25 protein-coding genes are annotated in these 25,298 nt (G+C 71.4%); 8 read left to right on the top strand and 17 right to left on the bottom strand.

The genetic code is table 11. From position 1 onward, the window contains the following. On the top strand, positions 1–816 hold the full coding sequence (locus VED21_RS38300) for a DUF2189 domain-containing protein (RefSeq protein WP_324891687.1): 816 nt from the start codon (positions 1–3) through the stop codon (positions 814–816). 3 nt (positions 817–819) lie between these two features. Here VED21_RS38300 and VED21_RS38295 read toward each other — a convergent pair whose 3' ends face one another. From VED21_RS38295 to VED21_RS38275, 5 genes are all read right to left on the bottom strand, one after another. Next, positions 820–2,517: an EAL domain-containing protein gene (locus tag VED21_RS38295; protein ID WP_324891685.1), complete on the bottom strand. Its 1,698-nt coding sequence runs from the start codon at positions 2,515–2,517 to the stop codon at positions 820–822. Between the two features lie 271 nt (positions 2,518–2,788). Continuing rightward, positions 2,789–3,889, bottom strand: a complete 1,101-nt coding sequence (locus VED21_RS38290) for a 5-(carboxyamino)imidazole ribonucleotide synthase (RefSeq protein WP_324891683.1) — start codon at positions 3,887–3,889, stop codon at positions 2,789–2,791. Beyond that, complete coding sequence (purE, locus tag VED21_RS38285; protein ID WP_324891714.1) at positions 3,889–4,356, bottom strand: 5-(carboxyamino)imidazole ribonucleotide mutase; 468 nt, start codon at positions 4,354–4,356, stop codon at positions 3,889–3,891. The genes VED21_RS38290 and purE overlap by 1 nt, the downstream gene beginning before the upstream one ends. A 140-nt stretch (positions 4,357–4,496) precedes the next feature. Next, on the bottom strand, positions 4,497–4,736 hold the full coding sequence (locus VED21_RS38280) for a hypothetical protein (RefSeq protein WP_324891681.1): 240 nt from the start codon (positions 4,734–4,736) through the stop codon (positions 4,497–4,499). A 90-nt stretch (positions 4,737–4,826) separates the two neighbouring features. Then, complete coding sequence (locus VED21_RS38275) at positions 4,827–5,027, bottom strand: YdcH family protein (protein ID WP_324891679.1); 201 nt, start codon at positions 5,025–5,027, stop codon at positions 4,827–4,829. A gap of 176 nt (positions 5,028–5,203) precedes the next feature. Between VED21_RS38275 and VED21_RS38270 the strand changes: the two genes are divergently transcribed. Further along, positions 5,204–6,289 carry an ATP-dependent 6-phosphofructokinase gene (locus VED21_RS38270; RefSeq protein ID WP_324891677.1) on the top strand — a complete coding sequence of 362 codons (1,086 nt, stop codon included), beginning with the start codon at positions 5,204–5,206 and terminating at the stop codon, positions 6,287–6,289. An 8-nt stretch (positions 6,290–6,297) separates the two neighbouring features. Here VED21_RS38270 and VED21_RS38265 read toward each other — a convergent pair whose 3' ends face one another. Then, complete coding sequence (locus VED21_RS38265) at positions 6,298–6,747, bottom strand: hypothetical protein (protein WP_324891675.1); 450 nt, start codon at positions 6,745–6,747, stop codon at positions 6,298–6,300. 203 nt (positions 6,748–6,950) lie between these two features. Here VED21_RS38265 and VED21_RS38260 point away from each other — a divergent pair, with 203 nt between their 5' ends. Beyond that, complete coding sequence (locus VED21_RS38260; RefSeq protein WP_324891672.1) at positions 6,951–8,714, top strand: tetratricopeptide repeat-containing glycosyltransferase family protein; 1,764 nt, start codon at positions 6,951–6,953, stop codon at positions 8,712–8,714. Between the two features lie 10 nt (positions 8,715–8,724). Here VED21_RS38260 and VED21_RS38255 read toward each other — a convergent pair whose 3' ends face one another. Further along, a complete protein-coding gene (locus VED21_RS38255) occupies positions 8,725–9,414 on the bottom strand; it encodes a carbonic anhydrase (RefSeq protein WP_324891670.1) in 690 nt (229 codons plus the stop codon). 96 nt (positions 9,415–9,510) lie between these two features. Continuing rightward, positions 9,511–10,104, bottom strand: a complete 594-nt coding sequence (locus tag VED21_RS38250; protein WP_324891712.1) for a UbiX family flavin prenyltransferase — start codon at positions 10,102–10,104, stop codon at positions 9,511–9,513. 136 nt (positions 10,105–10,240) lie between these two features. On the opposite strand from VED21_RS38250, the gene VED21_RS38245 reads away from it, so the two are divergent. Further along, a complete protein-coding gene (locus VED21_RS38245) occupies positions 10,241–10,408 on the top strand; it encodes a YdcH family protein (RefSeq protein WP_324891668.1) in 168 nt (55 codons plus the stop codon). A gap of 107 nt (positions 10,409–10,515) precedes the next feature. Here VED21_RS38245 and VED21_RS38240 read toward each other — a convergent pair whose 3' ends face one another. Together VED21_RS38240 and VED21_RS38235 are read right to left on the bottom strand one after the other, a co-directional pair. Beyond that, positions 10,516–11,121 carry a DUF1013 domain-containing protein gene (locus VED21_RS38240; protein ID WP_324891666.1) on the bottom strand — a complete coding sequence of 202 codons (606 nt, stop codon included), beginning with the start codon at positions 11,119–11,121 and terminating at the stop codon, positions 10,516–10,518. 256 nt (positions 11,122–11,377) lie between these two features. Further along, a complete protein-coding gene (locus tag VED21_RS38235; protein WP_324891664.1) occupies positions 11,378–12,385 on the bottom strand; it encodes an NAD(P)H-quinone oxidoreductase in 1,008 nt (335 codons plus the stop codon). Positions 12,386–12,488: 103 nt separating this feature from the next. Here VED21_RS38235 and VED21_RS38230 point away from each other — a divergent pair, with 103 nt between their 5' ends. Further along, a complete protein-coding gene (locus VED21_RS38230) occupies positions 12,489–12,671 on the top strand; it encodes a DUF1192 domain-containing protein (protein ID WP_324891662.1) in 183 nt (60 codons plus the stop codon). Between the two features lie 61 nt (positions 12,672–12,732). On the opposite strand, the gene VED21_RS38225 is transcribed toward VED21_RS38230, so the two are convergent. Both VED21_RS38225 and VED21_RS38220 read right to left on the bottom strand, forming a co-directional pair. Then, positions 12,733–13,536, bottom strand: coding sequence for a DUF2189 domain-containing protein (locus VED21_RS38225; RefSeq protein WP_324891660.1), 804 nt, complete (start codon positions 13,534–13,536; stop codon positions 12,733–12,735). Positions 13,537–13,699: 163 nt separating this feature from the next. Further along, a complete protein-coding gene (locus tag VED21_RS38220; protein ID WP_324891658.1) occupies positions 13,700–13,882 on the bottom strand; it encodes a DUF4169 family protein in 183 nt (60 codons plus the stop codon). Between the two features lie 213 nt (positions 13,883–14,095). Here VED21_RS38220 and VED21_RS38215 point away from each other — a divergent pair, with 213 nt between their 5' ends. The 3 genes from VED21_RS38215 (at position 14,096) to VED21_RS38205 (ending at position 18,704) form a co-directional block, all read left to right on the top strand. Further along, a complete protein-coding gene (locus VED21_RS38215; RefSeq protein ID WP_324891656.1) occupies positions 14,096–17,413 on the top strand; it encodes an AsmA family protein in 3,318 nt (1,105 codons plus the stop codon). Between the two features lie 87 nt (positions 17,414–17,500). Next, on the top strand, positions 17,501–18,283 hold the full coding sequence (locus VED21_RS38210) for a 3-hydroxybutyrate dehydrogenase (RefSeq protein ID WP_324891654.1): 783 nt from the start codon (positions 17,501–17,503) through the stop codon (positions 18,281–18,283). Between the two features lie 88 nt (positions 18,284–18,371). After that, a complete protein-coding gene (locus VED21_RS38205) occupies positions 18,372–18,704 on the top strand; it encodes a hypothetical protein (RefSeq protein ID WP_324891652.1) in 333 nt (110 codons plus the stop codon). A 10-nt stretch (positions 18,705–18,714) separates the two neighbouring features. Here the strand turns inward: VED21_RS38205 and VED21_RS38200 are convergent, their stop codons facing one another. From VED21_RS38200 to VED21_RS38180, 5 genes are all read right to left on the bottom strand, one after another. Then, positions 18,715–19,596, bottom strand: a complete 882-nt coding sequence (locus VED21_RS38200; protein WP_324891650.1) for a LysR substrate-binding domain-containing protein — start codon at positions 19,594–19,596, stop codon at positions 18,715–18,717. A 25-nt stretch (positions 19,597–19,621) separates the two neighbouring features. Beyond that, positions 19,622–20,653: a sodium-dependent bicarbonate transport family permease gene (locus tag VED21_RS38195; protein WP_324891648.1), complete on the bottom strand. Its 1,032-nt coding sequence runs from the start codon at positions 20,651–20,653 to the stop codon at positions 19,622–19,624. Positions 20,654–20,792: 139 nt separating this feature from the next. Continuing rightward, on the bottom strand, positions 20,793–23,204 hold the full coding sequence (locus VED21_RS38190; RefSeq protein WP_324891646.1) for a HAMP domain-containing methyl-accepting chemotaxis protein: 2,412 nt from the start codon (positions 23,202–23,204) through the stop codon (positions 20,793–20,795). Between the two features lie 118 nt (positions 23,205–23,322). After that, positions 23,323–24,498 carry a GNAT family N-acetyltransferase gene (locus VED21_RS38185; protein ID WP_324891644.1) on the bottom strand — a complete coding sequence of 392 codons (1,176 nt, stop codon included), beginning with the start codon at positions 24,496–24,498 and terminating at the stop codon, positions 23,323–23,325. A 163-nt stretch (positions 24,499–24,661) separates the two neighbouring features. Next, positions 24,662–25,298 (bottom strand): AMP-binding enzyme (locus VED21_RS38180; RefSeq protein ID WP_414638403.1); only part of this gene is annotated, 637 nt, incomplete at its 5' end.

The following is a 25,298-nucleotide window of genomic DNA, read 5'->3' as shown; positions in this document are numbered from 1 at the left end:
ATGGCGGACACGCAGTCGACAGCATCGCAGCCGGTACGGCAGGCGGCGGCGGGCTTTCCCTACGCCGACCGGGTGCGGGAGGTGGAGCCGGCACGGGTCTTCGTCTGGCTGGCCGCCGGCTGGGCCGACATGCGGGCGGCCGGGTGGGTGAGCCCGGCGTACGGCGCGCTGTTCGTCGCCATCGGCTTCGCGCTGACCGTGGGCCTGACCATGGCCGGCATGGCCTATCTGATCGCGCCGATGATCGGCGGCTTCCTGCTGGTGGCGCCGCTGCTGGCGCTGGGGCTCTACGCCGTGTCGCGGGATGCGGAAGAGGGGCGGCGGCCGGGCTTCTGGCGGGCGCTGACGGCGTGGCGGGCCAACCCCTACCACATCCTCACCGCCGGCCTCGTGTTGATGCTGTTCGTGATGATCTGGGTGCGGCTGAACGTCATCGCCTACGCCCTGTTCTTCCCCTACCACTCCATGACGTTCGCCAGCCTGTTCGAACAGGCGCTGACCCTCCAGGGACTCACCTTCCTGGCGTTCGTCACGGCGCTGGGCCTCGCCTTCGCCGCCATCGCCTTCGTCACCAACGTGACGGCTCTGCCGATGATGCTCGACCGCCCGGTGGACGTGTTCGCCGCCGCGCTGGTGTCGGTCATCGCCGTGGTGAAGAACCCGCGCGTCATGGCGCTGTGGGCCGGCGTGATCGTGCTGGTGACCGGCATCGGGATGCTGACCGCGTTCGTCGGGCTGGTGGTGGCGCTGCCGCTGGTCGGCCACGCCAGTTGGCACGCCTACCGCGACCTCGTGAAGCGCGAGGAGGAGGCGTAAAGCCTACTTCAGCAGGATCTTGCCGCCCTTGCGGGCCATCTTCGACCAGTCCTTGGCGAAATAGCCGAAGTCGCGGCTGGGGCGGCCGTACAGCCAGCCCTGGGCGTAGGGGACGTTCAGCTCCTCCAGCAGCTTGGCGTGGTCCGGTTCCTCGACCTGCTCGCCGATGAGCTGGAGGCCAAGCTGGTGGCAGACGTCCACCATGGAGCGCAGCATCGCCATGTCGCGCTGGCTGCCCGATGCCCCCTTCACGAACTTCCCATCGATCTTGGCGAAGTCCACCTGCAGCCCGTACAGCGACTGGAACGAGGTGGAGCCGGATCCGACGTCGTCCAGGCAGATGCGATAGCCGACGCGGCGCAGCTTCTGGAGCACGTCGTTCAGCTTGGCGATGTCGGTGACGACCACCGTCTCCGTCACCTCCAGCAGCAGCTTGCGCGCCAGATCGCCGTAGGGTTCGGTCACCGCGTTGAACTGCTGGAGGAACAGCGGGCTCATCAGCGTCTTGGCCGACAGGTTGATGGCCACGTCCGGCAGCTTCGGCTCCAGGCGGAAGGCCTTCAGCGTGTCCAGCACCGACTGGCAGAGCAGCAGGTCGAAGTCGTAGATCAGGCCGACGTCCTCGGCGAACGTGATGAAGTCGGCCGGGGACGGCATGCCCTCCACCCGCGTCAGCGCTTCCAGGTGGTGGACGTCGTGCGTCGCCAGCTCGACGATGGGCTGGTAGACGACGAAGAACTCGCGCTTCTCGATGGTGGCGCGCATGCGGCCGATGCGGTCCACCGCGTCGGACAGCATGCGCTTGGCCCCGTCCTCCAGGGACGAAATGGTGAACTCCCCGCCCTGCGCGGAGGCGAAGGCCTGCACCGTGTAGACCAGCGCGCGCGCCGCGTCCGTGGCGTCCAGCTGCGAGCCGGCCATGTCCAGCTCCCACGCGCGGATGCCGCCCTCCAGCTCGCCGCCGGCCTCCTGGATGATCCGGGCGATGTGCGTCTGCACCTCCTGGCTGTCGATGTCGGAGGCGTGGACGATGCCGAAGCGGTCGGACGCAAGCTGGCCGGCGCTGTCCCCGTCGGCCGAGATGCCGCGCAGGTAGGCGTCGATGCCCTGCTTCACCTCCGTCGCCTGCCCCTCCGGCAAGGTGTCGACCATGGCCTGCAGCCCCTCGACCAGCAGCAGCGTCAGGCCGTGGTCCAGCCCCTTCTCGCGCGCCCGCACGATCCGGTCTTCCAGGATGGTGACGAAGCTGTGGCCGTCCAGCATCTGGCCGGCCGCCGGCGCGGTGCCGGAGAATTCGTGCGCGCGCGGGCCGGAGGCCAGCTGCACGGTGAGGAACAGCGAGCCGGGGCAGGACTCCAGCCGGCAGCCGCCGAGCAGCGCCGGGAAGCGGTGCCCGTCGTGCGCCTGGAAGACGACGCGGGCCGGCTTGATGCGCGTCTTCTCCACCACGCGGTCGAGCAGCACCTGGACGTACTTGCGGTCGGTGGAGGCCACCACGTCGAACAGGCTGACGCCCACAAGGCTGCCCACGTCGCCCGGCGTCAGCCGGCAGCGGGCACCGGCGGAGAACAGAATCGTGCCCCGCTCGTCGGTTTCGATCAGCAGGTCGGCGGCGGCGAAGGCGAAGCCGACGAAGCGGTCGCGCTCGCGGAACGAGGCCGGGCGCGCCGGCGCCACGGCGGCGCGTGTCGCCTCGGCCACGCGGGCGGCAGCCTTCGGCCGCTCAGCGCTGCGCGCCGGACGGAGGGGTTGGGTGGACGGCCCGGCCGGCGGTGGAGGATTGATCGCCATGAACCCGTGTATTTGAAACAAAGTTCTTCGAACGCTTTGCGCACATAATAGATCACCGTACCGACAGAGATCATTTTAGAAAAGTATGAAGAATTGCCGAACGTCGGATTCCGCGCACGGCAAAGCGCCGCCACGCGTGTGGCGCGTGGCGGCGTGGACAATACAAAGGATTTGCGGGGATTCAGCCCCTGGCGCCGGGGAAGAGGCGGTTGACGTGGCCCATCTTGCGGCCGGGGCGGGCTTCCGCCTTGCCGTAGAGGTGCAGGCGGGCACCCGGCTCGGCCAGCAGCTGCGGCCAGCGGTCCGCGTCGTCGCCGATCAGGTTCTCCATCTCGGCGGGGAACAGCGCCTGCGTGGCGCCCAGCGGCAGGCCGCAGACGGCGCGCACCAGTTGTTCGAACTGGCAGGTGGCGCAGGCGTCCATGGTCCAGTGGCCGGAGTTGTGCGGGCGCGGCGCCATCTCGTTGACCAGCACGTGGCCGTCGCGGGTGACGAACATCTCCACCGCCAGCAGGCCGACCACGCCCAGCGACTCGGTCAGCGCGCGGGCCACGCGCTCGGCCTCGGCCGCCGTCTCCGGCGCCACGCGGGCGGGGGCGATGGTGCGGTCGAGGATGCCGTTCCTGTGGCGGTTCTCGACGGTGGGGAAGACGGCCGTGCGCCCGTCCGCCGCGCGGGCGACGATCACCGACACCTCGCACACGAAGTCGACGAAGCCCTCGACGATGGCCGGCCGGCCGCCGATGGCCTGCCACGCCGCCGCCGGGTCGGTGTCCGGCCCGATCACCGCCTGCCCCTTGCCATCGTAGCCCAGGCGGGTGGACTTCAGGATGCAGCGTGGCCCGATCTCCGCCTTGGCGCGGGCGACGTCGTCGGCGCTGTCGGCGCGGCGCCAGGGGGCGGTGTCGATGCCCAGGCCGTTGGCGAAGCCCTTCTCGGCGATACGGTCCTGCGTCACCGCCAGCACACCGGCGCCGGGGTGCACCGGGACCAGCGTGGACAGGAATTCCACGGTGGGGACGGGGATGTTCTCCCACTCCAGCGTCACCACGTCGACCGCGCGGGCGAAGGCGGCCAGCGCCGCCTCGTCGTTCCAGTCGGCGATGGTGGCGGCGGCGCACACCTGCGCCGTCGGGCTGTCGGCGGCGTCGGGGGCGAAGACGTGGACCTTGTAGCCGAGCCGCGCGGCGGCCAGCGCCGTCATGCGGCCGAGCTGGCCTGCGCCCAGCATGCCGATGGTGGAACCGGGGGGCAGCATCGCGCCGGGCGTCTTGCTGGACATCACGCCGGCTCGTCCACGGGCGTCTCGGCCACGGCGGCGGTCTGGCGCGCGCGCCAGGCGTCCAGCGCCTCGGCCACGGCCGGGTCCATCAGTGCGATGACGGATGCGGCGATGAGGGCGGCGTTGATGGCGCCGGCCTTGCCGATGGCCAGCGTGCCGACCGGCACGCCGCCCGGCATCTGGACGATGGACAGCAGGCTGTCCATGCCCTTCAGCGCGTGGCTTTCGATGGGAACGCCGAACACCGGCAGCGGCGTCATCGACGCCGCCATGCCCGGCAGGTGCGCGGCCCCGCCGGCCCCGGCGATGATCGCCTTCAGCCCGCGGCCCCTGGCCGAGGTGGCGTAGTCGTACAGGCGCTGCGGCGTGCGGTGGGCGGAGACGATGCGCACCTCGTGCGGCACGCCCAGCGCGGTCAGCGTCTCGGCCGCGTGTTTCATGGTGGACCAGTCGGACTGGCTTCCCATGATGATGCCGACAGCCGGCGAAGACGCGGCCGGCGAAGAGGTGGGGGTGTCGATGGGCACGGAGCGGCTTTCCAACAGGCCTGGGAAAGCCGCGCATTATAGGAAGGGCGCTTCAAGAGTCCAGCGCGCGGAGTGGGCGATTATTCGGCCGCTGGACGCTTCTGCCGGCCGGCGAGGGCCAGCTGCAGGAACTTGCTCTGCTCCTCGACGCGCCCGCGCAGTTCGGCGACTTCGGCCTGGGTCGGCATGTCGGACAGCTTCTGGTCGATGCGGATGATCACCGGCACGAGCTGCGCCAGCGTCGCCTTGATCTCGGCGATGTCGCCCTGCATGTAGTCCATGCGGGCCTCGATGCGGGCGATGCGTTCGTCTTCGGCCATCCCGGCGGCTCCGGCGGTTTCCGTCATGGTAGCAGAAGTCCGGCGGGATGCACACAGGCGCGTTCCGGTGCATGCCCTCGATTCGCCGGTTCAGGCGATGATGTCGGGCAGCAGACGGCTCTCGATCAGGGCGATCTGGTCCTTCAGCGCCAGCTTGCGCTTCTTGAGCCGCTGCAGCTGAAGCTGGTCGAACGGCGCGCGCTCCGACAGGCGTGCGATGACGTCGTCGAGGTCGCGGTGTTCGGTCCTCAGCTCGGCGAGCTTCTGCTTCAGCATGTCCTGTTCGTTCATGGTGCGGCTGCACGGGTGTCGTCGCGGTGAGCGACCATACCAGATTTTGCGGCGTCCGGCACCGTGAAACCACTGCGCGTGCGGGCGGTTATCGCATGCGTGGCATTGCGGTGTCCGGCCGTTCGGGTCAGACTGTCGCCCCGCGTCACAGGCATCGGGAAACGAGGTCCCCATCCATGACATCAGCCAAGCGCATCGGCATTCTCACCAGTGGCGGCGACTGCGCCGGCCTCAACGCGGTCATGCGTGCCGCGGTGCACCGCGCCACGCTCACCTACGGCTGGCAGGTGCTCGGCATCAAGGAAGGCACGCAGGGGCTGCTGAAGCGCCCGGTGCAGTATCAGGTGCTCGATCTGCCGCAGGTCGACGGCAACATGATGCGCATGGGCGGCACCATCCTCGGCACCACCAACCGCGGCGACCCCTTCGCCTATCCCATGGGCGACGGGACCTTCAAGGACCGCACGGACGAGATCATCGGTGGCTACCGCGAGCTGGGGCTGGACGCGCTGATCGGCATCGGCGGTGACGGCAGCTTCGCCATCCTGCGCAAGATCGCGCAGAAGGGCGGGCTCAACCTCGTCGGCGTGCCCAAGACCATCGACAACGACCTCGGCGCCACCGAGGTGTCGGTCGGCTTCGACACCGCCGTCGGCGTCGCGGTCGAGGCGCTGGACCGCCTGCAGCCCACCGCCGCCAGCCACGCCCGCATCATGGTGCTGGAGGTGATGGGGCGCGATGCCGGGCACATCGCGCTCTCGGCCGGCATCGCCGGCGGCGCCGACGTGATCCTGATCCCGGAGATCCCTTATTCCATCGAGAAGATCGCCGAGAAGATGCGGCAGGTCCGCGCGTCGGGCCGCAACTTCGGCCTCGTCGTGGTGTCGGAGGCGGTGAAGACCGCCGACGGCGGCGAGGTGAAGAAGGTCTTCGAGGGCGGCGAGAAGCGCTACGGTGGCATCGGCGACTACATCGGGGAGAAGCTGGCCCGCGCCACCGGCGCGGAGACGCGCGTCACCGTGCTGGGCCACGTGCAGCGCGGCTCGCCGCCCAGCCCGCGCGACCGCCTCGTCGCCTCGGCCTTCGGCGTGCACGCGGTGGACCTGATCGCCGAAGGCAAGTTCGACCGCATGGTCGCGTGGTCCAACCGCGGCGTGGTCGACGTGCCCATCGAGGAGGCGATCGCCGCCTACGCCAGCGTCGATCCCGACGGCACCCTGGTGAAGACGGCGCGCGGCCTGGGCATCAGCCTGGGCGACTGAGAGGGCGGCTAACGGACGGCGACGCTGCTCTTGGACGAGCGGGGGACGAAGGGGGGCGGTTCGGCGATCAGCACCGGCTTGCCGACATAGAAGCCGGTGCAGCGCTTCGCGCCGACGCGGGTCAGCGCCGCCTCCCACAGTTCGCCGCGCGGCCCCTGGACGCGCAGCACCAGCGCGTTGACGTTCGGCAGCAGCTCGTACCCGTCGATCATCGGCGCCGGACCGCCCTTCGCCTCGAACACCGCCGGCGGGATGGTCAGCGTCTTGCCGTCCAGCACCAGCGAAACGTCCTGCTGCCATGGACAGCTGCTGCTGCCGCCCTCGGCCGCCAGCGCCGAAGCTGCCGGCAGGCCGATGGTCGCCGCCGGCAGGCCGATGGTCGCGCCGCACAGCAGGGCGCCGAGCGCGCCGCGGAGCAAGGCCGGTCTGGAGGCCGATCTGGGCGCCGATCTGGGCATGGGGAAACCTCCGGGTACCTCTTTCGGAAGGGTATCGGAAGAGATAGTCCGTCGGCCCCCGTGGTGCAACGCAGCACGATGCCCGGCGGGCGGTTATCACAGGCAGAGCGGCCATGCGCCGCGTGGGGGCATGCGCGTCGGGGCTTTGGCCCCGGGGCTGCAGCCGCTATCCTGCCGCCCCCAGCCTTTTTGCCGGACTGCGCATGGCGACCATCGCCGAGGCCCTCGCGGCCGCCTTCGACTACCACCGGGCAGGCCGGCTCGCCGAGGCGGAAGTGCTCTACACCCGCATCCTGGACGCCGATCCCGAGGCGGCGGACGCCGCCCACCTGCTGGGCGTGCTGTACGCGCAGGCCGGGCATCCGCAGCCGGCGCTGGCGCTGCTGAAACGCGCCGTGACGCTGCGGCCGGAGGCGGCGAGCCCGAACTCCAACCTCGGCAACGCGTTGCGCGTGCTGGGCCGGACGGAGGCCGCCGTGGCGGCGTACGCGCGCGCCGTACGCCTGGACCCGTTCCTGGCCGACGCGTACGCCAACCGGGCCGGCGCGTTGAAGCACCTGCGCCGGGCGGCGGCGGCGCTGCCGCTGGCCAAGCGCGCGCTGGCTGTGGCGCCGGACCATGCCGAGGCGCTGGTGGCGCTGGCCGAATCGCACGCCGGCGTGGGGCAGGCGGATGCCGGTGCCGCGGCGGCGCGGCGGGCGGCGGCGTTGCGTCCCGATCTGGCGGCGGCGTGGCTGGCGCTGGGCAACGCGGCGGCGGCCGGGCAGCGCTGGGCGGAGGCGGAGGCGGCCTACCGGGCGGCGCTCGACCGCGCGCCCAACCTTGTGGAGGCGCACGAGAACCTCGGCCTCGTGCTCGTCAAGCAGGGGCGGGAGGAGGAGGCGCTGGACCTGCTCGACGCCGCCGGACGGCTGCGGCCGGAACGGCCGCTGTGGCGGGCGCGGGCCACCGCGTTGCTGGCGCTCGGCCGGGCGCGGGACGCGGCGGAGAGCTACGCGCGGGAGATGGAGTTCCACCCCGCCGACGCCGGCCTGCACTGGAATCGCGCCTTCGCGCTGCTGCTGGCCGGCGACATGGCCGAAGGCTGGGAGGAGTTCGAGTGGCGCCGCAACGACGACAACGCCCAGCCGCCCTGGCGCCCCTTCCCGCAACCGACGTGGCGGGGCGAGGACGTACAGGGCCGTACGCTCCTCCTGTACGCCGAGCAGGGGCTGGGCGACACGATCCAGTTCCTGCGCTACGTGCCCATGGTCGCGGCGCGCGGCGCGCGCATCGTGCTGGAGGTGCAGCCGCCACTGCTGCCGCTGCTGGAGGGCTTCCCCGGCGTGGCGCGGGTGATCGGCCGCGGCGAGCCGCTGCCTGACTTCGACCTGGAATGCCCGCTGATGAGCCTGCCGCGCGTCTTCGGCACGCGGGTGGACAGCATTCCGGCCGACGTCCCCTACCTGCGGCCCGATCCGGCGCGGGCGGCGGCGTGGCGGGAGCGCCTGTTGAGACACAACGGGGGGGAGGGGCCGAAGGTCGGGCTGGTGTGGGCGGGCAACCCGCGATTCCAGGCGGACGATTTGCGTTCGCCGCGCCTGAGCGGTTTGCGGGCGGTGCTGGACGTGCCGGGCGTGCGCTGGTTCGGCTTGCAGATGGGCGACGGGCGTCAGGATCTGGAGCGCGTGCCGGTGCCGGATGGCTTCACCGACCTGGGCGGCGCCATCGGCGACTTCGCCGATACGGCGGCCATCATGGCGAACCTGGATCTGGTGGTCAGTTCCTGCACCAGCGTGGCGCATCTGGCCGGCGCGCTGGGCGTGCCGGTGTGGGTGGCGCTGCCCTTCGCCCCGGACTGGCGCTGGCTTCTGGGGCGCGACGACAGCCCCTGGTACCCGACCGCGCGCCTGTTCCGGCAGGAGCGCGTCGGCGACTGGACCGGCGTAGCCCGCCGCATCGCGGCGGCGCTGGCGGAAATGGCGTGAGGTGGGAGGCTTACTCGAACACCGGCACGAAGACCTTGGTTTCCGGGTCGATGACCCACAGCTCGCCGCTGTCAATGTCGAACCACCAGCCGTGGATGTGCAGGTGGCCCTGCACGATGCGCTCGCGCACGAAGGGGAAGGTCATCAGGTTCTCGACCGAGCCGCGCACGGCGGCGCGTTCGACGAGGTGCGGGCAATCCTGCAGGTAGGTGGCGGAACCTGCACCGCCCTCGCCGCAATCGCCGCCGCTGGCGGGGATGAAGCGCTCGCACGCCGACTGGGCGATGGACACCCAGGGGGCGATGAAGTCGCCCGGCGGCGGCTCGCCGGAGTTCAGCCGGATCAGCCCCTGGATGCCGCCGCAGCGGGCATGGCCCAGCACCACGACGTGCCGCACCTCCAGGACCTTCACCGCGTATTCGATGGCCGCCGAGGTGCCGTGGTAGTGCCCGTCCGGCTGGTAGGGCGGCACCAGGTTGGCGACGTTGCGCACGACGAACAGCTCGCCCGGTTCCGCCTGCGTCAGCAGGGCCGGGTCGACGCGGGAATCGGAACAGCCGATCAGCAGCACGTCCGGCTTCTGCCCGTGCTCCGCCAGTTCGCGCATGTTTTCCGGGTTGCGCTCGTAATAGCGGGCCCGGAACCCCTTCACGCCGGCCATCAGGCGGCGGATGGCGTCGTGCTGTGCGCGGTGAGGCATGCGTCCACTCTCCTAGGGGCGATGGTGTGGCGACGGTGACCGACTCTGTTGCTGGGATGTAATACAAAAGCAGCGGTGTTCCAAGCTTGACTCACGTCAAGCTTCCGCCGGCTCCGTCTGGCTCGGCTCGCCCCAGCGGTTCACGATGCCGGCTTCCAGCCCGAAAAGGTCGAGCGCGCGGCCCACCGTATGGTTCACCACGTCGTCCAGGCTCTGCGGCTTGGCGTAGAAGGCGGGGACGGGTGGGGCGACGACGGCGCCCATCTCGGCCAGTTGCGTCATGGTGCGCAGGTGGCCCAAGTGCAGCGGCGTCTCGCGCACCATCAGCACCAGCCGGCGCCGCTCCTTCAGCACCACGTCGGCGGCCCGGGTCAGCAGGCTGGAGGTCACGCCCGTGGCGATCTCGCTCATGGTGCGGATGGAGCAGGGGGCGACGATCATGCCCAGCGTGCGGAAGCTGCCGCTGGCGATGGCGGCGCCGATGTCGGCGGCCGGGTAGTTCACATCGGCCAGCGCACGCACCTGCGCCGGCTTCAGGTCGGTTTCGTGGGCCAGGGTGACTTCGGCCGCACGGCTGATGACGAGGTGGGATTCCACGCCGATTCGGCGTAGGATTTCCAGGAGGCGAACCCCGAGGATCACCCCCGAGGCCCCGCTGATGCCGACGACGATTCGGGGAGGCACGGTCATGCGGGTGATGTAGCGCGCGCTACCCATTTCGTCCAGCGCCGTTCCGCGCCCTTGCCATTCCGCCGATTCAGCAACAATATGACCCGTTCCGAGTCATGCCGGGTAATGTATGACAAACTTCCGATGGAGGGAAACCATGGCTTTTGAGGACCGGATTGAGTCCCTGCGCCTGAAGCATCAGGCGCTGGAGGCCGAACTGAGGCTCGAAAATCAGCGGCCGCATCCGGACGACGCCATCCTCGCGAAGATCAAGAAAGAAAAGCTCCGCCTCAAGGACGAGATGACGCGCCTGGCGCGTGCCTGAATTCCTCGTCCGGAGCAGGAATTTCCGGGTTTCGGAGCCCGACATTGAAAACGGCGTGCCGCGGGACGGCACGCCGTTTTGCTTTCGACGCCTTGTAACGGCCGCCGTCACGCGGATTCGGAATACGGCGCGTCCTCTTCCTCGCCCTCGTCGCCGGCGTAGTCCGCGCCGCCGTCCTCGCGCTCAATCGGGCCGCGGCGGGCGGCGTTGGCCAGCGCCTCCTCCAACTCGCGCTGGCTGCACAGGCCCAGCAGCACCGGGTTGCGCGGCTTGATGTTGGTGGCGTTCCAGTGCGTGCGGTCGCGCACCGCCGAGATGGTCGGCTTGGTGGTGCCGATCAGGCGGCTGACCTGGGCGTCCGACAGCTCCGGATGGTGCTTCAGCAGCCACGCGATGGCGTCCGGCTTGTCGCCGCGCTTGGTGATCGGCGTGTAGCGCGGCCCCTTGGAGCGCGCGGCCGGCTGCGGCAGGTCCGGCACCAGCAGCCTCAGCTTGGCGTTCTGGTCCTTCTCGCAGCGTTCGATCTCGCCTTTGGTGAGCTGGCCGTTGGCGATGGGGTCGAGCCCGACCATGCCCACCGCCACCTCGCCGTCGGCAATCGCCTGCACCTCCAGCGGATGCAGGCCGCAGAAGGCGGCGATCTGCTCGAAGCTCAAGGCAGTGTTCTCGACCAGCCAGACGGCCGTCGCTTTCGGCATCAAGGGCAGTGCCATCGTCCCTCCTGACAACACGACCGGTCACCGTGACGGCGCCGGCCTGTTCCTTCCACAGTTCCGTGCTCCCCCCTCCATATGGGAGGAAAGCCGGTTGTTGTAAGCACGCTGACGCACGCGGCCGGGGTTCCGGACCCGGTCGCCTGCGCAACGTTCCTGAATAGCTTTACCAAGCTACCCAGGTCCGCCGCAAAGGGGAAGAGCGAACACCACCAAGATTGCGCGGAACGATTGTCGCGGCCGAAGCCGGCCGGGGCTATTCCTCCACCGTCAGCACGATCTTGCCGATGTGCGTGCTGGATTCCATCAGCGCGTGCGCGTCGGCGGCCCGGGCCAGCGGGAAGGTCTTGTGGATCACCGGCTTGATGCGCCCCTCGCCGATCAGCGGCCAGACCTTCTCGCGCAGGGCCGCGGCGATGCGCCCCTTCTCCTCGACCGAACGGGCGCGCAGCGTGGAGCCGGTGAGCGTCAGGCGCTTGGTCATCACGGGGAAGAAGTTCAGCGACACCTTCGGCCCGTGCAGGAAGGCGATGGAGACGTGGCGGCCATCGGGGGCCATGATCTCGATGTCGCGGGCGATGTAGTCGCCGCCGACCATGTCCAGCACCACGTCGACGCCGCGCCCGCCGGTCGCCTCCTTGATGACGGCGACGAAGTCCTCCGTCTTGTAGTCGATGGCGCGGTCGGCGCCCAGCTCCTCGCACGCCCGGCACTTGTCGGCGCTGCCGGCGGTGACGAAGACGCGCGCACCGAACGCCTTGGCCAGCTGGATGGCCGTGGTGCCGATGCCGCTGGACCCGCCGTGCACCAGAAGCGTCTCGCCGGGCCGCAGCGCGCCGCGCTCGAACACGTTGGTCCACACGGTGAAGAAGGTCTCCGGCACGGCGGCGGCCTCCACCATGCTCAACCCCTTCGGGACGGGCAGCAGCTGCGGCGCGGGGACGGTGCAGTACTGGGCGTAGCCGCCGCCGGCGACCAGGGCGCAGACCTTGTCGTCTGCTCCCCAGTCCATGACGCCCTCGCCGATGGCGACGACGCGGCCGGCGATCTCCAGCCCCGGCAGGTCGGACGCGCCCGGCGGCGGGTCGTAGCGGCCCTGGCGCTGCAGCATGTCCGGCCGGTTGACACCGGCGGCCTCGACCGCGACCAGCACCTCGCCGGGGCCGGGGATGGGGGCCGGGCGCTCTGTGGCGCGCAGCACCTCGGGGCCGCCGGGCTGGCTGATCTCGACGCAGGTCATGGTGTCAGGCAGGGCGATTCCCATGGCTTTCCCCTTCTCCGTGTGGCCGGCAAAAGGTAGAACTGGCGGATGATCCTGGCAAGCCGCGCCGGGATGCGATGCCGGAATGTGGAAAAGGAGGCCGCCCATGGTTTTCGACGACCTGGAACCGCGCAAGCAGAAGCCGGCGCCGAAGGACCTGACCACGCTGTCCGTGGCGGAGCTGAACGACTACATCGCCGAACTGGAGGCGGAAATCGCCCGCGCCCGCGGCTTCATCGACGCCAAGCAGGCGCACAAGAGCGCGGCCGAGGCGTTTTTCAAGAAGTAGGGCAGGAAAAGCCCTCCCCCACGACGCGGGGGAGGGCATGGATGGCGGCGGTTCAGAAACTTTACCGTTCCGGCCCGACCACGTCGCGGTAGCAGTGCCAGGACGCCAGGCCGATCAGCGGGAAGGCCAGCACAAGGCCGATGAAGGCGAAGCTGAGGCCCGACGCGGTGAACAGCGCGATCAGCGCCGCCCACACCAGCATGGCGCGCCAGTTCTCCTGCACGGCGGCGACGCTGGTCGCCATGGCGGTGAAGACGTCGGTGTCGCGGTCCAGCAGCATGGGCAGGGCCACCACGCTGATCGAGAACACCACCGCCGCGATCACGCCGCCGATCAGGCTGCCGGTCAGCAGGAAGGGGATCGTCTGCTGCGAGAAGAAGATGCGGTCGACCAGCTGGTCGAAGGCCGGCGGCTGGGACGAGAAGAACAGCGCGAAGACCAGGAAGGCCACGCGGATCCACGCCAGCAGCGCCAGCATCAGCACCAGCCCGATGGTGGCGATCTGCGTGGCGTTGCGGCGGTAGGCGCCGATCACCGCCAGCAGGGTGACGCGCTCGCCGCGCTCCAGCAGGCGGGCGGTCTCGTAAAGGCCGACGGCGAGCACCGGCCCCATCAGCATGAAACCGGCCGCCATCGGCAGCACCAGGTACTGCATCTCGGCCATCGACAGCCCGGCCACCAGCAGGAAGCTGGAGACCACGGCCAGCAGCCCGTAGACGAGGCTGACGGTGGGCGCCGCCCACAGGTCCTGCCAGCCGCGCGCCAGCCAGACCCAGGGCCGGTCGGTGTCGATGCGGCGGATGTGGGGCAGCGTGGAGGTGGAATGTTGTTCCGCCGTGTGGCGGTGCGTGGTGACGTCGACCATGGCGCCAACTCCCCCGTGCAATGAGGAACCTCTCGTTGGCGTCAAGGTATCAAAATGTCGCAGGGTTCGCCAGATTGTCAGTCGTGCTGATGATCGGAATTGCCTTTTGTCATCAAAGACATCACGCAAGATAGGGGTATATGCGCTTGGTATGGCGTCCGGCTTAGGACGGGTCGTCGCGCTTCTTGCCCTCCAGGTCGCGGGCGGCGCGCTCGCGCTCCAGGCGCTCGGCCGTCTTCTCGGCCTTGGTGCGGCCGTGGCGGATTCGGTTTTCCTCGGCCTCCTTGGCGCGGCGGGTGCGTTCCTGCTGCTTGCGGAAGCGGTTGAGGTTGACGACATCGCCCATGCGAATTCTCCTGGACACCCCGGCGGGCGTGACGGTCCGGATCCGGCATCTTTTTTCGGCCGCGCCCGCGCTTTGCCGTGGGAATGCCCGAATTGCTTGTCTCTTCTGGCGCGGGTAGCTTAGCGGAAGTCGGCGCGGGCGAGAAGCGCGCGCCCCCTGCGTACTCTCGACGTCCGTGTTCTCTGAAGGGCCGTTACCGGCGGTGGACCACCCGTGAAGAAGATCCTGATCGCCGTTCTGGTCGTCGTTCTCCTGCTGCTGGGCGCCGTTCTGGTGGTGCCGGCGCTGGTCGACTGGAACGCCTACAAGGACGAGATCGCCGCCCGAGTCGGCGCGGCGACCGGCCGGCCGGTGAGCATCGCCGGCGACATCCGGCTGTCGCTGCTGCCCACCCCGGCGCTCAGCCTGCGCGACGCGCGCGTCGCCAGCCTGCCGGGGGCCGCCGAACCGGACATGATCCGCGTCAGGGAACTGGACGTCCGGGTGGCGTTTCCCGCCCTGCTGCGCGGCCATGTGGAGGTGCAGAGCGTCGCGCTGATCGAGCCGGTGCTGGTGTACGAGGTGCTGCCGGACGGCCGTTCCACCTGGGACTTCGCGCGCGGCACCGGCGGCGACGCGGCGTCCGGCGGCGACGGCGGCGGCTTCGGCTCCTCCGTCAGCTTCGAACAGGTTACGGTGCGCAACGGCACGCTGGTCTACCGCGACGCCGCCGCCGGCCGGGCCGAGCGGATGGAGAAGGTGGACGCCCGCATTGTCGCCGGCAGCCTCGGCGGGCCGTTCCAGGTGCAGGGCACCTTCGTGACGCGCGGCGTCGCCCTGCGCGGCGACCTGACGTCGGGGCGCTTCACCGACGGGGCGGCGGTGCCGCTGCGCGTCTCCGTCTCCCTGCCGGACACGGATGCGGCGCTGCGCTTCGCCGGCATCATCAGCACCACGGGAAGCAATGGCGCCGCCGGGCCGCGCGCCCAGGGCGACCTGCGCGCCGAAGGCAGCGACCTGGGCGCCGTCCTGGCGATGCTGCGCGGCGAGGCGCCGGCGCCGGGGCCGCTCGCCCAGCCCTTCTCCTGGCGCACGGCCATCGACGTGTCGGCCGCCGGCGCCGGCTTCGGCGGGCTGGAAGTGCAGGTGGGCGAGACGCGCGCCACCGGCAGCGCCGCGCTGCGCGCCGGGGCGCCGCACGCGGTGGAGGCCAAGCTGGCGCTCAACCGCCTGGACCTGGACACCTGGATGCAGCGCGTCGCCGCCGCGGCGCCGCGGCCGGCGGCGAACGGACGCGCCGCCGCCGCGCCGGCCGCGCCGCGCGCCGATGGCTTCGCGCTGCCCGCCGGGGTGACGGGCCGCTTCGAGCTGGCGGTGGACGCCATCACCTACAACGGCGGGCTGATCCGCCAGGGCCGGCTGGAAGCGGCGCTCGACAACGGCCGGCTGAACGTCGACCGGGTGAGCGCGCTGCTGCCCGGCGGCTCCGACGTGGTCGCCACCGGCGCGCTGGCGGCGGCGAACGGCCAGCCGGCGGTGGACCTGCGGCTGGAGGCCAACGCCGACGACCTGCGCAGCCTGCTCGACTGGCTGAAGGTCGACGTGCGCGCGGTGCCGGCCGACCGCCTGCGCAAGGCGTCGCTGCGCGCCCAGGTGCAGGGCCGGCCGGAGCGGGTGGAGGTGACCGGCATCGACCTGCGCGTCGACACCGCGCGCGCCACCGGCGGCGTCGCCTACGTCGACCGTGGCCGGCCGGCCTACGGCATCCGCCTGGACGTCGACAACCTGAACGTGGACGCCTACCTGCCGCCGCCGTCCGACGCTCCGGCGCCGGCCGGCGCCGGCGGCGCCAACGGCGGCAAGGACGGCCCGGTGCCGCCGGCGGTCGCCCGCCTGCTGCGCGACGTGGACGGCACGGTGGAACTGGCCGTCGGCTCGCTGCTCTGGCGTGGCGTGCCGGCGCAGGGGCTGCGCGTGGACGCCAGCGCCGCCAACGGCGCGCTCACGTTGCGCGAGGTGCGGGTGGCCGACGTGGGCGGCGTGGCGGCGCAGCTGTCGGGGCAGGTCGGCAGCCTGGCGCCGCTGCGCAACGCGCATGTCGCGCTGTCGGCCGAAGCCGCCTCGCTGGCCGGGCTGACGCGCCTGGTCCCCTGGCCGGCCGGTGCCCCGGCGCCGGAGAAGTTCGGCGCGGTCAAGGCGCAGGGCCGGCTGGCCGGCGACCTCGACAAGCTGGCCGTGGAGCTGTCGGCGGACGCCGTCGGCGGCACGCTGGAGGCCGGCGGCACGCTGGCCAACCTGCAGGGCGCCGTCGCCACCGACCTGAAGGTGCGCGCCACGCACCCGGAAATGGCGCGGCTCGCCGCCCTGTTCGGCAAGGCGGACGCCGGCCCGGTGGGCGCCCTCGACCTCTATTCGGAAGTGTCGGTGACGCCGCGCGCGGTGGCGCTGTCCGCCATGCAGGGCACGGTCGCCGGCATGCCGGTGCGGGGCAAGGCGCGGGTCGACCTGGGCGGCCCGCGGCCGCGCGTGCAGGCCGACGTGCAGACCGGCGACCTCGACGCCGACCGCCTGCTGGCCGGCCCGGCCGCCGCCGGCAAGGGCGGGGCCGGCGGTGCGCCGGGCGGCAATGCTCCCGCCGGTGGCGCGGCGGGCGGGGGCGACTCTCTCGACCTCGGCTGGATGCCGTCCTTCGACGGGCGGCTGGGGCTGACCTCCTCGGCGTTGATCGCGCAGGGAACGCGCATCGACAACCCGGCCATGCGGCTGATCCTGGCCGACGGCGTGCTGACGCTGGAGCAGTTCGACGGCGGCGTGCTGGGCGGGCAGATCGGCGCCACCGGCCGCCTCGCCGCCCCCGCCGGCCGCGCGCCGGAGGCGGAGCTGAACCTGACCGTGGTGAAGGCCAAGCTGGCGCAGGCGTTCTCCGGCGGCACGCTGGACGTGGCGAGCGGCACGCTGGACCTCGACGCCGAACTGCGCACGTCGGGTGCCGGCAAGACCGCCATGCTGCAAGCACTGTCCGGCACCGCCCGGCTGGCCGGGCGCGACGGCGCCGTGCGCGGCTTCGACATGGGCGCCCTGGCCGAGCGGCTGGGCCGCCTGGACCGTCCGCAGGACGCGCTGGAGGCGGTGCTGCGCGGTCTTCAGGGCGGCGAGACGCGCTTCTCGCGCCTGGACGGCACCTTCGCGGTGGAGCGCGGCGTGGCCACCACGCAGGACCTGCGCCTGATCTCCGACGCCGGGCAGGCGACGGCGCAGGGGCAGGTCAACCTGCCGGCCGAGACCATGGACATGCGCGTGCGCATCCAGGCCAAGGGCGACCTGCCGCCGGTCGCCGTGCGCATGACCGGCCCCATCGACAAGCCGACGCGCGCCTTCGAGATGCAGGAGGTGCAGGAGTTCCTGGCGCGCCGCGCCGCCTCCGGCATCCTGAAGCAGGCGGTGCCGGACCTGCCGATCCCGGTGCCCGTCCCCGGCACCTCCGGCGGTGCGCGCCCGACGCCCCCGCAGGACGTGATCCGCGGCCTGATCGAGGACCTGCGCCCGCGGTGAGCGAGGGGTTTGGGATGACAAACGGGTGAAGTCCCGGCATCTTGCACGGGTTTCGCAGGTGCGTAAGACGAAGAGCAGGGAGGAATCATGCTGAAGGGCAAGGTCGCGGTCGTCACCGGTTCGACGAGCGGCATCGGGCTTGGCATCGCGCGGGCGCTGGCCGGGCAGGGGGCGAACGTCGTCCTCAACGGCTTCGGCGACGCGGGCGAGATCGAGCGCCTGCGCAGCGGCCTGGAGGCCGAATTCGGCGTGCGCGCCGCCTACCACGGCGCCGACCTGTCCAAGGCGGAGGAGATCGAGGCGCTGGTGGCGCACGCCGAATCCACGCTCGGCCCCGTCGACGTGCTGGTCAACAACGCCGGCATCCAGCACGTGGCGAGCATCGAGGACTTCCCGGTCGAGCGCTGGGACGCGGTGATCGCCATCAACCTGACGGCGGTCTTCCATGGCTCGCGGCTGGTGCTGCGCGGCATGAAGGAGCGCGGCTGGGGCCGCATCATCAACATCGCCTCGGCGCACGGGCTGGTCGCGTCGGTGCAGAAGTCGGCCTACGTGGCGGCCAAGCACGGCGTCGTCGGTCTCACCAAGGTCACGGCGCTGGAGACGGCGGGCACGGGTGTCACCTGCAACGCCATCTGCCCGGGCTGGGTGCTGACGCCGCTGGTGCAGAAGCAGATCGACGCGCTGGCCGCGTCCAAGGGCCTGTCGCCGGACGCCGCGCGGGCCGAGTTGCTGGGCGCCAAGCAGCCCTCGGGGCAGTTCGTGACGCCCGACCAACTGGGCGCGCTGGCGGTCTTCCTGTGCTCCGACGCGGCGGCGCAGATGACGGGTGCCGCGCTGCCCATGGACGGTGCCTGGACGGCGCAGTGACGTGATTCGGGGCGGCGCTTGGCTTTGGTCAAGAGCCGCCCCGTTCGTGCGCGCTAGGCTGCCCCGGTCCGCAGTCCTGGAGAGAGCCATGCGCACGCGTTTCGCCGCCCTTCTGATCGCCGGCCTGATGGCCGTTCCTGCCGCCACCGCCACCGTTGCGTACGCCGACACGGCGTCGCAGTCGGTCGTCGGCATCCTGATGCTGGGAGAGGGGACCATCGCCGGCACCGTCAAGCGCGTCGGCAAGACGTGGTTCGCGCTCAGCGACGGCCAGCAGCAGATCGACGTCAGCGCCAAGGGCTGGGACCTGTCCGGCCTCAACGAGGGCGACCGCGTGACCGTCACCGGCACCGTCAAATACAGCGCCATAAAGCCTGCCCGGATCGTGCGGGCGGACGGGTCGGAAGTGGTGAAGCGGTAGAGCCGCCGCGTCAGCCGCCGCCCGCGCGCTCGCTTTCCAGCGAGCGGACGATGTGCTCGGCCAGGCGCTCCGCCGCCTTCGGCAGCGGGCCGGGGGCGCGGTAGAGCGCGATCTCCGTGTCGGCGAGGTCGGGCAGGCCGAACTCCGCGCCGACGATGTGGAAGCCGGCGCCGACCATCTCCTTGGGCAGGATCGTGGTGCCCAATCCCGCCCGCACGGCCGCCTGGATGCCCGCCACGCTGGGGCTGGTGTAGGCGACGCGCCATGCCCGGCCGCAGCCGTCCAGCGCGTCGATGGCGCGCTTGCGGTAGATGTCCGGATAGGGGGCGAGAACCAGCGGAATGGGTTCAAGCGGATCCAGGACCAGCCGGTCCGACGCCGCCCACACCAGCGGTTCGCGCCACACCTTGATGCCGCCCCCGCCGCCCTGCGGCTCGCGCTTGCAGAGCACGAGATCATACTCGCCCTTGGAAAAGCCATCGAGGAGGTTGACGGTGAAGTCGCAGTTCACCTCCAGCGCCACCCGCGGGTGGGCGCGCGCGAAGCGCCAGAGCACGTCGGGCAGGTGGACGGAGGCGAAATCCTCCGGCGTGCCGAGACGCACCCGGCCGTCGACGTCCGGTTCCATCAGGCGGGCGCACGCCTCGTCCGCCATCATCAGCATGCGCCGGCTGTAGGCCAAAAGGATCTCGCCCTCGGGCGTCAGGGCGAAGCCGCGCCCCTCGCGCTCGAACACGCGCTTGCCCAGCCCGTCCTCCAGCCGCTTGATCTGCAGGCTGATGGTGGACTGCGTGCGTCCCAGCCGCTCGGCGGCCCGTGTGAAGCCGCCGCAGTCGACGATGGTGACGAGCGTGCGCAGAAGGTCGAGATCGAATGGTGGCGGTGTCGGCATCGCCCCTCCCCGTGCGGCGATCGTATCAGCCGGCCACCGCGCGAGCGAGCGCGGCGTACAGCGGGATGCCCACCATGATGTTGAAGGGAAAGGTGATGCCCAGGCACAGCGGCAGCGACAGGCCGGTGTCGGCGGTCGGCAGGGCATGCCGGATGGCGGCCGGCACGGCGATGTAGGAGGCGCTGGCGCACAGCGTCGCCAGCAGCGTCGCGTCACCCAGCCCGAGCCCCAGCGCGCGCGCCGTCGCCAGCCCGATGCCGCAACCAACCAGGGGCATGGCCACGCCGAACAGGATCAGCCGCGCGCTGAGCCCCATCGCCTCGCGCAGGCGGGCCGCCGCCAGATAGCCCATCTCCAGCAGGAACAGGCTGAGCACGCCGTCCCACGGGGCGACGAACAGGCCGGCCAGCCGGTCCAGCCCCGGCTTGCCGATGGTCATCCCGATGAGCAGCGCCCCGGCCAGCAGCAGGACCGAGCCGTTGAGCGCCGCGTCGCGGACGGCGTTCCGCAGCGTCCCCATGCCGGACGGCCCAGGCACCCGGACCACGCCGGCCCCACCCGCCGTCAGGCCGACCGAGGCGACGGCGCCCGTGGCGCCGGCCAGCACCAGGCCGGTGACGATGGCCGGCCCCTCCATCACCGCCAGCGCCGCGACCATGTGGCCGCTGAAGGGAATGCCCTGGCTGTCCAGCAGCTTGGTCGCGGCGATGAAGGTGACGAGGCTGACCGACCCGAAGTGCGCGGCGATGGCCGCCGCGTTCACCCGGTCCAGCCCGGCGGCCGCGCGCAGCATGCCGAAGGCGAGGACCGGCATGGTCAGGCTGAGGCCGGCGGCGGCCAGCAGCACCGGCATGACCTCGCCCGTCGGGGCGCCGGCCAGCGCCACGCCGCCCTTCAGCCCGATGGCAACCAGGAGGTAGGCGGCGAGCGCCTTGCCGAACCCTTCGGGAATGGGAATGCGCGTTCCCGCCAAGGCGATCACCACGCCAAGGCCGAAGAACAGGATCGGCGGTGAAAGCAGTGTGTCCAGCGCCGTCGCCGGCAGCAGCATGTCCATTCCCGGTCTCCGTCACGATGCCGCCGTCAGGCGTTCAGCGGCGGGACTATGATGGCCGTGCCGGAAAACGGGAAATTGAAAGACGAAACGCCATCCATTGAGATTTTCAATGGATGGCGTTCGGAGGGATGGAGGTTGCTTACGCCGCCCGCACCTTGTCGAGGAAGCCGCGCACCTCGCCGCGCAGGCGGTCGGCCTGGGTGGCGAGTTCGCGCGACGCGCGCAGCACCGCGTCGGCCGCGGTGCCGGTCTTGCCGGCGGCGGTGGTCACCTCGGCGATGTTGCGCATCACCTCCTGCGTGCCGGCGGCGGCCTGGTGCACGTTGGCGGCGATCTCCCGCGTCGCCGAGCCCTGCTGCTCCATGGCCTCGGCGATGCCGGTCACCGTGTGGCTGATGGTGCCGACGGCGTCGGAGATGCTGCGGATGGCATCCACCGTCTCGCCGGTCGCCGCCTGGATCTGGGCGATCTGCGCGGTGATCTCGTCGGTGGCCTTGGCGGTCTGCCCGGCGAGGTTCTTCACCTCCGTCGCCACCACGGCGAAGCCCTTGCCGGCCTCGCCCGCGCGGGCCGCCTCGATGGTGGCGTTCAGCGCCAGCAGGTTGGTCTGCTCGGCGATCTCGCCGATCAGCACCACCACCTGCCCGATGCGCTGGGCGGCCTCGGCCAGACCCTCCACCGTGAGGTTGGTCTTCTGCGCCTTGCCGGCGGCGTCCACCGCCGCCTGCGAGGAGGCGGTGAGCTGGCGCGAGATCTCGGCGATGGAGGCCGACAGCTCCTCGGCGGCGGCGGCCACGGTCTGCACGTTGGCGGTGGCGTGCTCGGACGCGGAGGCCACGGCCGACGACTTGGCGGAGGTCAGCGCCGCGTCGGACGACATCTCCTGCGCGTCCTGCGCCATGTGGCCGGCGGCGTCGGTCAGCGTCTGCACCACGCCGCTGACCGCCTGCTCGAAGCCGTTGGCGAACTCGTTCATGGTGCGGCGGCGGTCGGCGTCGATCTGCCGGCGCATGACCTCGCGCTCCTCCTCCATGCGCCGCATCTCCAGCGCGTTCTCCTTGAAGACGGTCAGCGCCTCGGCCATGTGGCGCAGCTCGTCCTTGCGGTCGGAACCCGGGATGTCGACGGACAGGTCGCCCTCGGCCAGCCGGTCCATGGCGCCGGTCATGGCGTGCAGCGGCACGGTGATGGCGCGGTCGATGACCCAGGCCAGCGCCACGCCCAGGCCCAGCGCCACGACGGCGCCGATCATGATGAACATGCCCGCCCGCGCGCGGCCGGATTCGCGGTCGTCGCGCTGCATGGCGACGAGGCGGGCGACCTGATCGCTCACCGCGCCGGCCGCCTTCGCCATGGCGGTGGAGGCGGCGCGCTGGGTGTCCGTGGCGGCGACGAGGGCGCCGAACTCCTTGTCGTAGGCCGATGCGGCGGCGGTGATGGAGGCGACCAGCGCCTTGCCCTCCGCGTCCACCAGCAGCGGCCCGGCCTCGCCGACGATGGCCTGTGCCTCCTTGACGGCGGCGTGCACGGCGGTGCGGGCGGCGTCGCCCCCCTTCAGGCGGTAGTCGCGCTCGCCCAGCATGGCGGCCTGCGCCGACTGGATCAGGCGCATGGCGAGGCCGCGCAGCAGGATCGCCTCGTTCACCTCGCTCTGGGCGAAGCTGGCGGCCTCCTGCAGGGCGGTCGCCACGTTGACCTGGTTCTCCTGCATCTCGTGGGCGAGCTTCTGGATCTCCTGTGCCTGCCGGTCCAGCACGATGACGCGGGCCTGGAAGGTCTCGGCGTCCTCGCCGGCGGCGGGACGGCCCTGCTCGGCGAAGGTGTCGCGGTAGGCGCGGACGGAGGCGACGATCTGCTCCGCCAGCTCCTCGTCGTTGGTGCCGGCGACATCGGTCTGCAAGGCCTCCGCCACGCTCAGCAGCCCGCCGATGGCGTCGTTGGTGGCGGCGATGGCGGAGCGGCCGCGGGTGCGCGCGAACTCGCCCTGCAGGCGGCGCGCCTCCATCACAGCCTGGATCAGGCGGTCGGCGCGGTCGGCGGTGTCGCGGCTGTGGCGGGCGGCGGCGTTGGCGTCGTTGAGGCTGACCATGTTCTGGTCGTAGCGCTCGGCCTGCTGCTTGCCGATTTTGGCGGCCTGCTCGCGCAGCTCGCTGGCGCGCCCGGCCATGCTCTGGGTGCGGTTGCGCGCCTCGGCGTCCTGCGCCACGAAGTTGGCGAAGGCGGTGCGGTACCCCTCGATGCCCGACAGGATGTCGTCGACCAGCGTCAGCCCCGCCGCGTCGTCCAGCGCCAGACGGGTCTCCTGCGCCTCCGCGCGCAGCGCGTCGAGCATGCCGGGCACGGCGCGGGCGGCCTGCTCCTCGCGCTCGATCACGAAGCGCGCCTCTTCCAGGCGGACGTTCTTCAGGCGGGCGTCGAGATCCGCCGTGTGCGCGGCGACGTCGACCCGGCCGGCGTAGGTGCGCAGGCTGTTCCAGCCGACGAAGGCAACCGCCAGGGTGAGCAGCAGCACCGTGGCGAAGCCGAGTGCGATGCGCGTACCGATGTTCATAGGACCGAGGCTCCCTGGAATCCGCCTTATTCCCTGTTGCGGATTATTAGAAACCATACTCCTTAATTTCCGGTAGCGCCCACGACGCAACGTCGCATGTCCGAAAGATAACAGGGGCCTAGAAGCGGTCGGCCATCCACGGCCGCGGCCCGGCGAACACAAGGGCGGCCATGGCCAGCGCGGCGTCGCCGCCGTCCAGCCCGCCGGTGCGCCGCAACGCCGCAGGGGCAAGATGTCCGCTGAACAGCGGCGCCAGCGCCGCCACGGACAGCGTCAGGTCGGCCGGTTCCTCGCCGGACAGCCGCTCGACCCGGCCCTCGCCCCCGGCGACGGTCAGGCGGAAGCGGCCGTGGTTGGCGGCCAGCACCGGATCGCCGACGTCCAGCACCAGCGTCGCCTCCAGCCCCGCCGGGTAGCCGCGCGCCTCCAGCGCCGCCGCGACGTCGACGACGCGCAGCAGCCACTCGTCCCACTCCGCCACGCCGGCCCCGGAGTCGCGGGCGAGGTGGACTAGTAGGTCGTCCGGCCCGCCCGGCCACGTCACCGTGTCCACCAGCCCGCGATAGCCGGCCAGGAAGCCCAGGATCGGCCGCGCCGCGCGGCGGCCGGGCACGCACAGGTCGACGGCCGCCAGCCTGCCGCCGCGCGGCGGCAGCACGGCCACGTATCCCTCCGGCCCGCCGGGGCCGGGCACCAGGAAGACGTCGGCCGGCCCCTCGTCACCGGGGCGCAGCAGCATGGTCCACATCGCCTCCGTGCGCTCCGCCATGCCGTTGGCGGCCGGTGCCTCGCGCCGCCGCAGGGCCGCGAGCAGGTCGGCGTCCAGCGGGTCCATGCGCACCAGCGGCGCTTCCGCGCCGCCGACGGCCAGCGCGTCAGGTGGCGCGCGCCACGTGAAGGCCGATCCGGCGCGCGCGAACCCCAGCTTTGCGTACAGCGGCACGGTGGCGGAGTAGAGCACGCACAGCGCGGCGCCGCCGGCCCGCGCCTCCTCCAGCACGCTGGTGACCAGCGCGGTGGCGGCCCCGCGCCCGCGCGCGGCGGGGTCGGTGGTCACCTGGTTGACGGCAAGGGACGGCACGCGCCGGCCGCCGAACCATTGGTCCATCGCCCAGACGGCGCCGCTGGCCACCGGCCGCCCGTTGCGCACCAGCACGCGGAAGGCGTGGTCGCCCAGCAGGTCGCGGAATCCCTCCACGTCCTCGGCCGGTATGCCGAAGCCGTGCCGCACGAGATGGGCGAGCGCCTGGGCGTCAGCGGGCGCGAAGGGGCGATAGCCGGGATCGGCGGGCATGGGGAGGTCTTTCATTCTGGGGAGCGTGTTGCCCCCTCCCTAACCCTCCCCCGCGTTGCGGTGGAGGGAACTCCGCCGCTTCGGCACAAACCCTCCACCTCGAAGAGGGGGAGGGTGGCTGAGCTTTAGCGAAGCCGGGCGGGGGCAATTCGTCGCTACGGCCTCACCCCGCGTTCAGCGCCTTGGCCTGTTCGCGCAGGACGAACTTCTGGATCTTGCCGGTCGAGGTCTTGGGCAGCGGGCTGAAGACCACCGTCCTCGGGCACTTGAAGTGCGCGAGGTGCTGGCGGCACCAGTCGATGATCTCCTTCTCCGTCACGTTCGCCCCGTCCTTCAGCGTGACGAAGGCGCAGGGCGTCTCGCCCCACTTCTCGTCGGGGCGGGCGACGACGGCGGCCTCCAGCACCTGGGGATGGCGGTACAGCACGCCCTCCACCTCGATGGTCGAGATGTTCTCGCCGCCCGAAATGATGATGTCCTTCGAGCGGTCCTTCAGCTCGATGTAGCCGTCGGGGTGCAGCACGCCCAGGTCGCCGGTGTGGAACCAGCCGCCGGCGAAGCATTCCTCCGTCGCGCGCGGGTTCTTCAGGTAACCTTTCATCACCGTGTTGCCGCGCATCATCACCTCGCCCAGGGTCTGGCCGTCGGCGGGGACGATCTCCATGGTGGCCGGGTTCATCACTGTCAGCCCCTCCAGCGTCACGTAGTTGACGCCCTGGCGGGCCTTCAGGCGGGCGCGCTCGTCCAGCGGCAGCTCGTTCCACTCGTCGTGCCAGGCGCAGATGGTGACCGGGCCGTAC

It is taken from the genome of Azospirillum sp., assembly GCF_035627195.1.
Classification (GTDB): domain Bacteria; phylum Pseudomonadota; class Alphaproteobacteria; order Azospirillales; family Azospirillaceae; genus Azospirillum.
The sequence above is the reverse complement of the archived record's forward strand: the minus strand, read 5'-3'. Positions and strand labels throughout refer to the sequence as shown.